Raw genomic sequence first — 10,319 nt, forward strand, 5'->3', positions numbered from 1 at the left:
CCCTCCCCGAGCGTCAGGGGCCTGCTGGCTTCGAGCCCTCGCGCCGCCGCTCGCGTCGCGTCGGCATGGAGCGCGTCAACTGGCCCACGACGACCATCCTCGTGCTGTGCGCCCTGACCGTGCTGCTGCCCCTCTACGTCACCGTCTCGATGGCGCTGAAGAGCGGCACCCAGGTCGTCGACGGCAACGCCTTCTCGTTCCCGTCGCCGATCAGCTTCGACGGGTTCGTCCAGGCGTGGACGCTGACGAAGTTCCCGGTGGGCCTGGCGATCTCGCTGCTGGTCACCGCCGGCACCGTCGTCGCCACGATCATCCTCGCGGCCTTCGCCTCCTACGCGATCGCCCGCAACTGGGATCGCAAGCTCTTCCGCTACTCGTTCTTCTACCTGCTCGCGGCGATGTTCATCCCGTTCCCGGTCGTGGCGCTGCCGCAGATCCAGCTCACGGGTCGCGTCGGGCTCGACAACCCGTTGGGCGTGATCATCCTCGCCACGATGTTCCAGCTCAGCTTCAGCGTGCTGCTGTTCACCGCGTTCCTGCGCTCGATCCCCCTCGAACTCGAAGAGAGCGCGCGCATCGACGGCGCGACCACGTGGCAGACGTTCTGGCAGCTGATCTTCCCGCTGCTGGCGCCGATGAGCGCGACGGTCGGCATCTTCGCCTTCCTCTACGCGTGGAACGACTTCATGATGCCCTCGCTCATCATCAGCGACCCGGCCTTGCAGACCCTGCCGGTGCGTCAGAACCTGTTCCAGACGCAGTTCTCCAACAACTACAACGTCGCCTTCGCCTCGTACCTCATGGCCATGGCCCCCGCGATCGTCGCCTATCTGTTCACCCAGCGATGGGTGATGGCGGGCGTCACGCAGGGCGCCGTCAAGGGCTGACCGACCATCCCCTCGAAAGGACAACCGTGACCACCGCAGCACCGTCCGCACACGCCCGCGAACTCTCCGACGCCCCCGACTGGTGGCGCCAGGCCGTCGTGTACCAGGTCTATCCCCGCAGCTTCGCCGACACGAACGGCGACGGCCTGGGCGACATCCCCGGCATCACCTCGCGCGTTCCGTACCTGGCCGAGTTGGGGGTGGATGCCATCTGGCTCAGCCCCTTCTACCCCTCGGCCCTCGCCGACGGCGGCTACGACGTCGCCGACTACCGCGACGTCGACCCGCGGCTGGGGACCCTGGCCGACATGGACGAGCTCATCGCGCAGCTGCACGCCCACGGCATCCGCGTCGTCGTCGACATCGTGCCGAACCACACCTCGAACGACCACGCCTGGTTCCAGGAGGCCCTGGCCGCCGACCGCGGGTCGGCCGCCCGTGAGCGCTACATCTTCCGCGAGGGCACCGGACCCGACGGGGCCGAGCCGCCCACCGACTGGGTGTCGGTCTTCGGCGGATCCGGGTGGGAGCGCGTCGCCGACGGCCAGTGGTACTTCCACAACTTCGACGTCTCGCAGCCCGATCTGAACTGGTCGAACCCCGAGGTGCGCGCCGACTTCGTGAAGACCCTGCGGTTCTGGAGCGACCGCGGCGTCGACGGGTTCCGCATCGACGTGGCGCACATGCTCACCAAAGACCTCAGCGAGCCCCTGCCCTCGCAGGCCGAGCTCGACGCGATGCCGATCGATGGGAACCACCCGCTGCTCGACCGCGACGACGTGCACGAGGTCTACGCCGAATGGCGCGCGGTGTTCAACTCGTACGACCCGCCGCGCACCGCCGTGGCCGAGGCGTGGGTGCACCCCTCGCGCGTGCCGCTGTACGCGAGCGCCGAGAGCCTCGGCCAGTCCTTCAACTTCGACCTGCTCGAGGCCGACTTCGATGCGCGGCAGTTCCGCTCGATCGTGGCCGACAACCTCGTCCTCGCCGCGACGTCGGGGTCGTCGACCACGTGGGTGCTGTCGAACCACGACGTCGTCCGTCACGCCACGCGGTACGGCCTTCCCGACGCCGAGCGCGGCGACGACGGCCGGCCGACGCTCAAGCACGGCAACGAGTGGCTGCTGTCGGGCGGGCAGTCGCCGACCCTCGACGCCGAGCGAGGCGAGCGCCGTGCGCGCGCGGCCGCACTGTTCGTGCTGGGCCTGCCCGGCTCCGCGTACCTGTACCAGGGCGAGGAGCTCGGCCTGCACGAGGTGGCCGAGATCCCCGACGACCAGCGCCAGGACCCGACGTTCTTCCGCAGCCGCGGAATCGATCAGGGACGCGACGGATGCCGCGTGCCGTTGCCCTGGTCGGAGTCGGGAACCGCTTTCGGGTTCGGAGAGGGCGGGGCGCACCTGCCGCAACCGGACTGGTTCGCCACCTACGCCGTCGATCTGCAGGACGGCGACCCCGCGTCCACCCTCACGCTCTACCGCCGCGCCCTCGGTCTGCGGCACGAACTGCAGACCGACGAGCAGCTCACGTGGGTCGACGCGGCCGGCGACGAGGTCGTGGCGTTCGAGCGCCCGAACGGCTGGACCGTGCTGACCAACTTCGGCGACCAGCCGGCACCCCTGCCCGCCGGCGAGGTGCTGGTGTCGAGCCGCGCGCTCGACGGCGACACGCTGCCGGGCGAGACGACGGTCTGGCTGCGTCGCGCCTGACGCCCTGACTGCCCGTCGCGTCCCGGCTCCCGCCCCGTCCCGCGCCCCGCGATCCGTGTGGGGAGCGGGGCGGCGGGCGCCTCGCACACACCGCTGAGCGTCCACGACACCCGGTCCGGGTCTCCCGGCACTCCGGGTGTCGTGGACACTCCGCAGGCCTCAGGCCGTGCGCACCCACTCGTCGCCGCGGCGCTCGATCGCCCCGGCCGCGGCGAAGGCGTCGAGCCATCCGCCCATCGGCCACGACCCCCATCGGCGGTGGAACGTCGCACCGTTGCGCAGGATGTCGTCGAGATGCTGCCACGGGGGAGACGACACCGGATGCCACTGGTGGAACGCATCGGCCCCGCCCACCCAGTGCATCTCGACGTCGGCGTCGCGAGCCGTCCAGGCGAGGTCGGTGTCTTCGGCGCCGTAGCCCTCGTAGTCGGCGTGGAAGCCGCCGATCCGGGCCCAGGTCGCGGGTGTCACCGCGAACGACAGCGACCAGAACAGGTCGTACTCCGGCGGGGCCGCGGGTCGCGTCCACCCCGACGGCAGGGCCGGTCGCGCCCGGTGGGGGCGTACGAGGAACGGCAGGTCGGATGCCGATTCCGGGCGTTGCACGCTCGCCAGGTACGTCACGGCTCCGGCCAGGATCGCGTCGGGGTGCGCGGCCGCGGCGGCGCGGTACGTGGGCAGGAGGTCGGGACCCGGCAGGCAGTCCACGTCGAGGAAGACGAGAAGTTCCGCACCCGCTTCCAGGGCCCGTGCGGCGGCGCGGTTGCGCCCTTCGCCCACGCGCATTCCGTGCGGCCCCGGCGGCACGTGCAGCGTGAGGGTGTCGGCATCCGGAACCTGCGTCGGGGGCGTCTCGTCGAGCCACGCCTCGACCCGTACGATGTCGTCCGCCACCTCCGCCAGCACGCGTCGCTGTCGTTCGAGGTGTTCCTGCCGCGCCGCCGAGGCGACGGTGATGACGGCCGTCTTCACGGCAGTACCGCTTCGATGGCCGAGGCCATGCGCCGGGCGGCTCCCGCGACCTGCCAGAGCGCCCAGTCGGGGTCGTCGCCGGCGGCGCTCTCGACGAGGGTCACGAGGTCGTCGGCCGAGACGGTCTGATCGGCGCGACGCGCGAGCCCCCATCGGCCGAGGGCGTCGGCGGTGTGGTGCTGCTCGTCGAACGGTCGGTCCTGCGAGATGACGACGGCTCGAGATCCGGATGCCGCGAGGTCGGCGACGCTGTTCTGGCCCGCCGCGCTGACCACGACGGTGCTGCGCGTGAGCAGGGGCCACGGGTCGTCGATGCGGGAGGCCTCGTCGTGCCCGATCGCGGTGACCTCCCACCCGCGGGCGCGCAGGCGGTCGGTCGCCTCTTCGCGGGTGTCGTCGTCGAGCACTCGACCCAGCAGCAGCACGGATCGCTCGTCGCGGGCGCCGTCGTCGGGCCGGCCGTCGTACCGTGAGATCCCACCGGTCCACATCACGCGGTCGGCGTGCTCCGCGAGTCCCGTGGTCGAGACGGCGCCGTGGGCCCACGGCGCGACGATGCGGTCGGCCAGGGCGTAGGCCAGGGCGTGCGGAAGGTCCGTGCGTTCGCCGGGCTGCGTCACCGCGACGGTGTGCAGTCCGAGCAGGCGCCCGAAGGCCACGACCTCGGCGCTCACATCGACGACGAGCACGCGCAGGTCGCGGTCATCGGCGGTGGCCGCGATCGCCGCCAAGCGGGCGCGATGCCCGGGGTGCCCGTGCGGGGCCCAGTGCAGGTGTCCGCGGGCGGTCGGCTCGGCATGACGCGGATCGACGATCGTGCCGTCCGCGTCCTCGAACGAATCGGCGTCCGGGGGCAGTTCGATCCACTCGACCTCGGGCGACAGGCCCGCCGGGCGCGGCATCGACGAGAACGCCACGACGGGCTCGTGCAGGTGCGGTGAGACGGCGAGGAAGCGGGCGACGTGCCCGAATCCGTGGTGGTGGACGTACCAGCCGATCACCACGACACCGCCGGCACGCGGCGCGCCGGTACCGGCTGCGCGATGTGGGCGAGCACGCGCTCGACCTCGCGGTGGCGCTGCGCGAGCGAGTGCTGCCGCACGGTGGCGCGACGCGTCCACACGCGGGTGAGCGGATCGCGTGCACCGGTGGCAGCGAGACGAGCAGCGGCCTGGGCGAGGGCCACGACGTCCCCGGCGGTGACGGTGATGGCGCCGGGGATCCCGGCGATCACCTCCGACACCCCGCCGATGTCGAACGCCGCGACGGGGGTCCCCGTCGCGAGGGCCTCGACGATCACCAGACCGAACGGTTCCTCCCACATCGGGGTGACCAGGGCGACGGCCGACGAGCCGACCAGGCGGCAGAGATCCGGTTGCCGCAGCGGTCCCACGTACCGCGCGTGCACTCCCAGGCGCGGAACGATCTCCTGCTCGAAGTAGTCCACGTCGCCGATGCGGCCGGCCAGCACGATGTGCGCTCCGGCTTCGCGGGCGGCCTCGATGGCGAGGTGCGGCGCCTTCTCGGGCACGACGCGCCCCGTCCAGACCCACGAGGTCCCGCCCGCGCCACGGGTCCACTGCTCGGTGTCGACGCCGTTGGGGAACACGAACGCGTCGACCCCTTCGACCGACCACGCCCGCGCCGTCGCCTGGCTCACCGCGACGAATCGATGCGAGCTGTCGCGCACGTCGGCGGCGGCTTCGAGCAGAGGCTCGAGCGGAGGGGTGTGCAGCGTCGTGACGACCGGGATGTCGGCCTCGCGGCTCCAGCGGATGGGAGCGGGGTGCAGGCTGTGGTTGTCGACGACGTCGTACAGGTGACGGTCGGCGATGAGGCGGTCCCGGGCGGCGTCGAAGGCGGTGTCCACCGCGTCGGCGTAGCCGCTGGGGTAGTCGGTGTCGGAGGCGTCTTCGGGCCGTGTCCACTCGGGGGTCGGCAGGCGGAACTCCGCGGTCTCGCCCAGGAAGTCCGAGCCGTCGGCGGCGCACAGCGTCACGTCGTGGCCGCGGGAGCGCAGCCAGCGCACGCGATCCCAGACGGCCGCTTCGAGTCCGCCGGCGTGCGGCTGCCGCAGGGCGTAGCGCGAGGGTGCGACCACGAGCACGCGCAGCGGTCGCTGCCCGCGGATCACGCGGCCACCTCCGCCGAGAGAGCCCGTCGGTAGACCTCGCGGTGCGCCGCACGCACCGCCGCCCACTCCGTGAGCCGGTCGGCCCGGCGCCTCTCGACCTCGGCGGCGCGACGCCGTGAGCCCGGTGTCGACCACGCGGGATCGGTCGCGCCGACGATAGCGCGGGCGAGCGAGAGCGGATCGCCGACGCCGAAGGTGTGGAAGTCGCCCGGGTGCTGCGCCGCGATGTGACCGACGCGCGTGCCGATCACGGGAACGGCCAGGTCGTAGCAGAGTTCCGCCCAGCCCGACTGGGTGCCGTGGCGGTAGGGAAGCAGGCACGCGTCGAGGTCGGCGAGCCACGTCGAGAGCTCGTCGTCGTCCTGCCGCGGACCGCGTTCGACCCGCACGCCGTCGCACTTCTCGGCGAGCAGGGCGATGGATGCCGCGGCCTCGTCGTCGCGGACGCGTTCGTTCATCCGCACGACGCCCTCGACGCGCGCATCTTGCGCGCGCAGGTCCGCGATCGCACGCACGAGGGTGGCGACGGTGCCGACGCCGTCGATGTTCGGACGCAGGTCGCGCAGATGCACGCCCACCCGCGTCAGATCGTGTGCGGTGCCCATCGGCCGCTCAGCCTCGCCCAGCAGCGTGGGGTGCGCGATGACCGTGGGGGAGCGGTGCGCGATCGCGCGGACCTCCTCCGCGGCGGTGTCGGTCAGGGTGATGAGCTCGTCCGCGGCCTCCGCGAGCACGGCGACCGAGGCGCGATGCTCCTCCTGGGCGCTCAACTGCGGGTTCTCGAGGTCGTGCACCGTGTAGACCAGCGGCTTTCCGAGGCGGCGCAGGGTTGCGACGGTGTCGGCGAGCTCGTCGGGGCGGTACGACTCGATGCCGAAGTGCACGTGCACGAGGTCGAACTCCGCGGCGTGCTGCTCGAGCCACGTCGGCAGCAGCACCTGGGGCGGCCACCATTGCCCGGCCGGAGCGCCGGGCGGCGGCGGATCCGCCAGCAGGTGCACGTGCGCGGGGTCGGCGACGGCGGTGACGTAAGGGTGGGCCGAGGGAACGGCGGCGACTCGAACCGGGGGGACGGTGGTGGCGACGATCTTCTCCTCCTCGTGGCGTTGCGTGCGTAGGGATGCGCGTACCGCATCACCAGGCACATCGCAATGCAACGGGGCGGTTGTGACGACGATGGCACCGACGGATACGTTCCTCATCATGGGTGGCGAGAGGCCGGGGCTGCACAGCCTTGCGGATCACGGCGACGCGGTGATAGCGCGCCGGGCGCACTACGCCGCCTTCTTCGGCGACGCGGCTCCCCCCGCGGGCTTCGGGCTCGTCGTGGGCAACTGCCAGGCGGAGTCGCTGCGCCTCGTCATCTCCTCCGACGGGCTGCCGGCGATCCGCGTGCCGGCGGTGCACGAACTCGACGCGGCCGACGCGGAACGCCTGCACGCATTGCTGGCCGAGGCGGCGTTCCTGGTGGTCCAGCCGATCCGCGACGACTACCGCGGACTCCCGCTCGGCACCGCGCAGCTGCGCGCGGCCCTGCCGTCCGGGGCCCGCACGGTCACCGTCCCGGCCGTGCGCTTCGCCGGCCTGCATCCCTTCCAGGCGGTGCTGCGCCTCCCCGATTTCCCCGAAGATCCGCCGATTGTGGCGTATCACGACGTGCGCACGGTCGCTGCGGCGGCGGGGATCGCGGTGCCCCCGCGACTTCCGGCGCGCACCGTCCGCGCGATCGCCGACGCCTCGATCGCCGAACTGCGCCGCCGCGAGGCGATGGGGCTCGACGTCTCGGCATCCGACCTCTTCTCGCCCGTCGTCTCCGACCTTGCCCGCACGGTGAACCACCCTGGCAACGCGCTGTTCCTGCCTCTGGGCGAACGCATCGTGGCCGCGCTCGGCCACCCGGGCCGGGTCGTCGACCCCGGCCGCCCGATCCTCGCGTCGGTGCGCGCGCCCCTCGAGTCGTGGGTCGTCGACGCGTGGGATCTCGACGACGCTCCCGAGCTCGACTGGATCGTCGCGGGGGAGCGCATGTCCGCGGAGGCCGTGCGCGACGCGCAATCGGCGTACTACGCCGCGCATCCCGCCCTGCTCGCGGCCGTCGTCGAGCGCATGACCCCGCTCCTGCGCACCTGGGCGGCTGCGGCGTGACCGCGACGTCTTCGGTTCCGGATGCCGCCCCGCCCGTGCTCCTCGCGCCCCCGGGGCCGCACGGCGTCGCCGTCTACGCCCGGCAGATCGCGGCGGAGGTCGTGCGACGGGAGCCGTCGACGCGAACGGTGACGCCCGATGCTCTCGCCGAACTGCCGAGCGGGACGCCCGTTCACGCGCACGTGACCGACCGCCTCTGGGGCGCCTCGCCCGAGGACGCCGCGCGGGCCGTCGAGGCCCTCGCTTCCCGCCACCCGCTCACCGTCACCCTGCACGACGTGCCGCAGGAGTCCGATGGGGAGCGGAACCGCCCGCGCCGCCGGGCGTTCTACCGCGCGGTGGTCGAGGCCGCGCGCGGCGTGGTCGTCAACAGCGCCCATGAGCGCGAGCTGCTGCGTGAAGAGGGGGTGTGGAACGGCCCCGTCGCGGTCGTGCCGCTTCCCGTCGATTCCCCCTCGGACACCTCGGCCGGGCCCCTCGATGATTCGGTCGGTGTCCTGGGCTTCTTCTATCCCGGCAAGGGCCACGACGAGGCGCTGGACGCCGCGGTCGAGGCCGGCATGACGCGCCTCACCGTGCTCGGTCGCGCCTCCGACGGACACGCCGACGACCTCGCCGCCTTCGAGCGGCGCGCCGCGGATCGCGGAGTCCGGGTGGAGGTCACGGGGTGGCTCGACGATGTCGACATGGCCACGCGCGTGGGCCGGGTCGCGGTGCCGGTGATCGCGCATCGCCACGTCTCGGCATCCGGATCCCTCGCGTCGTGGATCGGATGGGGTCGCCGCCCTCTCGCCGTGCGCAACCGCTACGTCGACGAGATGGCCGCCCTGCGGCCCGGGACCCTGTCGCCCGTCGAGCCCGACGCCCTCGCGGCTGCCGTCTCGGCCGCGCGCGCCGATCCCGGGTCCACCTGGCACGGCCTCGACCGGGTGCCCTACGGTCGCGCCGACGCCGCGCGTGCCTACCTCGACTGGTGGAAGCAGGCGAGCGCGTGAGCGAGTCGCCGACCGGCGCATGGAACGACCGGATGCCGTGGGTGCCGGGCAACCGGTGGGATCTGCTCGCGCACCGCGAGCCCGAGCCGGTCCGGGTGAGCGTCATCGTCACCCACTACGACCAGCCCGCCGAGCTCGCCCGCACCCTCCTCGCCCTCGGCGCGCAGAACTATCCGGCCGATCTGCTCGAGGTGATCGTCGCCGATGACGGATCCCCCGACGAGCCCGCCGTCCCCGCCGGTGTCCGTCTCGTCCGGCAGGACGACCGCGGGTTCCGCGCCGCGGCGGCCCGCAACCTCGGGGTCGCGGCCGCCACGGGCGAGGTGCTGTGCTTCCTCGACGCCGACACGACACCCGAGCCCGACTACGTGCGCAAGATGGTGCGCCTGCCGACACTGCTCCCCGAAGCGGTGACCGTGGGACGCCGCCGCCACGCCGACCTCTCGGAGGCCCCGCTCGACGCTCCGATCGCGGAGGTGGCTCCCGCGCGAGAGCTCGACGAGCCCGCATGGCTGCGCGACGCCTATGCGCGCAGCGGAAACCTGCTCGACGCCGACGACCGTTCCTACCGCTACGTCATCAGCGCGGTGCTCGCGTGTTCGCGGAGCTTCTTCGCCGAGTCCGGGGGCTTCGACGAATCGTTCTCGTCGTACGGCGGCGAGGACTGGGAGTGGGCGCATCGTGCGTGGCAGGCCGGCGCGGTGTTCGCGCACGTGCCGGATGCCATCGCCTGGCACGACGGCCCGGATTGGGCCGGCCGGGAATCGGCCGACCACCGTCGCGCGGGCAACGAGCAGACCCTGCGTCTCGCATCGCTGATCCCCGTGGACGGGTCGTCCGCGCGAGGACTGCTGCCGGCTGCGCCCGACCTCGAGGTGCGCCTACCCGCGGGGATGGGGACCGCTGCGGCGTTCGTCTGCGTCGATTCCCTGCTCGTCGCCTTCCCCCGTGCACGAGTGGTGACGGATGCCGCGCGCGAGTCGGTGGTGCTGAGCCAGGACCCCCGTGTGTCCGCCGAGGCGGAGGACGACGTCCGCGTCGTGCTCAAGCTGCGTGTACCGGTGGTGGTGCTCGACCCCGAGCCTCTGGTCCGTGCGATCGCCGTGTTGAGTGGCGCGTCGGTCGGCACCGTGGAACTGGTGTCGCCCGAGGGAACGACGCTGGGCCACGCGATCAGTCGACGCGCGTTCCAGCGCCGACGCCGCTGGGACACGAGTGACGGGCATCACGTACGCACCGTCATCGTCGACGGCACGCACGCGGTGGGGCCGGAGCCCCACGTGGAGGCGTGGGTCGGGGGATGGGGCGGAGCAGACCGCTTCGCCTGAGAACCCGCGTCCTACCGCGGCCCCGGGGGCGCGACACGCCCGGGGAGTGGCTGGATTCGACGGGTCGGCCGTTCCCGCGTAACTTATTACTTGTTCGCCCCACAGGGGAGAGCGGAGCGGCCGAAAGGCCCCGCAGCCCCTCAAGTAGC

9 protein-coding genes are annotated in these 10,319 nt (G+C 72.6%); 5 read left to right on the top strand and 4 right to left on the bottom strand.

What is annotated here, in order from left to right; translation table 11 throughout:
- Positions 1-65 precede the first annotated feature (65 nt).
- Positions 66-887 (top strand): carbohydrate ABC transporter permease, encoded by an 822-nt coding sequence (locus FS769_RS14720; RefSeq protein ID WP_144784729.1) that lies wholly within the window; start codon positions 66-68, stop codon positions 885-887.
- Between the two features lie 26 nt (positions 888-913).
- Entirely contained in the window at positions 914-2,596 is a 1,683-nt protein-coding gene (locus FS769_RS14725; protein ID WP_260979777.1) for a glycoside hydrolase family 13 protein, read from the top strand.
- Between the two features lie 159 nt (positions 2,597-2,755).
- Here the strand turns inward: FS769_RS14725 and FS769_RS14730 are convergent, their stop codons facing one another.
- The 4 genes from FS769_RS14730 to FS769_RS14745 are packed head-to-tail and all read right to left on the bottom strand — an operon-like array spanning position 2,756 to position 6,847.
- Positions 2,756-3,568, bottom strand: coding sequence for a galactosyltransferase-related protein (locus FS769_RS14730; RefSeq protein WP_144834684.1), 813 nt, complete (start codon positions 3,566-3,568; stop codon positions 2,756-2,758).
- Complete coding sequence (locus tag FS769_RS14735) at positions 3,565-4,572, bottom strand: hypothetical protein (RefSeq protein ID WP_186325567.1); 1,008 nt, start codon at positions 4,570-4,572, stop codon at positions 3,565-3,567. Before FS769_RS14735 ends, FS769_RS14730 begins: the two co-directional genes overlap by 4 nt.
- Positions 4,566-5,702: a glycosyltransferase gene (locus FS769_RS14740; RefSeq protein ID WP_186325568.1), complete on the bottom strand. Its 1,137-nt coding sequence runs from the start codon at positions 5,700-5,702 to the stop codon at positions 4,566-4,568. Before FS769_RS14740 ends, FS769_RS14735 begins: the two co-directional genes overlap by 7 nt.
- Entirely contained in the window at positions 5,699-6,847 is a 1,149-nt protein-coding gene (locus tag FS769_RS14745) for a glycosyltransferase (RefSeq protein ID WP_186325569.1), read from the bottom strand. Before FS769_RS14745 ends, FS769_RS14740 begins: the two co-directional genes overlap by 4 nt.
- Positions 6,848-6,878: 31 nt before the next feature.
- Here FS769_RS14745 and FS769_RS14750 point away from each other — a divergent pair, with 31 nt between their 5' ends.
- From FS769_RS14750 to FS769_RS14760, 3 genes are read left to right on the top strand one after another with little or no spacing between them, the layout of a single operon-like run.
- Positions 6,879-7,847: a WcbI family polysaccharide biosynthesis putative acetyltransferase gene (locus tag FS769_RS14750; protein ID WP_260979779.1), complete on the top strand. Its 969-nt coding sequence runs from the start codon at positions 6,879-6,881 to the stop codon at positions 7,845-7,847.
- Positions 7,844-8,842, top strand: a complete 999-nt coding sequence (locus FS769_RS14755) for a glycosyltransferase (RefSeq protein WP_144834694.1) — start codon at positions 7,844-7,846, stop codon at positions 8,840-8,842. The genes FS769_RS14750 and FS769_RS14755 overlap by 4 nt, the downstream gene beginning before the upstream one ends.
- Positions 8,839-10,170: a glycosyltransferase family 2 protein gene (locus FS769_RS14760; RefSeq protein WP_260979778.1), complete on the top strand. Its 1,332-nt coding sequence runs from the start codon at positions 8,839-8,841 to the stop codon at positions 10,168-10,170. Before FS769_RS14755 ends, FS769_RS14760 begins: the two co-directional genes overlap by 4 nt.
- The last annotated feature ends 149 nt before the right edge of the window (positions 10,171-10,319 follow it).

Origin of the sequence: Microbacterium sp. BH-3-3-3, assembly GCF_007679045.1 — a bacterium.
Classification (GTDB): Bacteria; Actinomycetota; Actinomycetes; order Actinomycetales; family Microbacteriaceae; genus Microbacterium; species Microbacterium algihabitans.

Excerpts from the sequence above, each read along its gene's own strand:
- FS769_RS14750 (WP_260979779.1), top strand. The coding sequence starts at position 6,879 with ATGGCACCGACGGATACGTTCCTCATCATGGGTGGCGAGAGGCCGGGG.
- FS769_RS14720 (WP_144784729.1), top strand. The coding sequence starts at position 66 with ATGGAGCGCGTCAACTGGCCCACGACGACCATCCTCGTGCTGTGCGCC.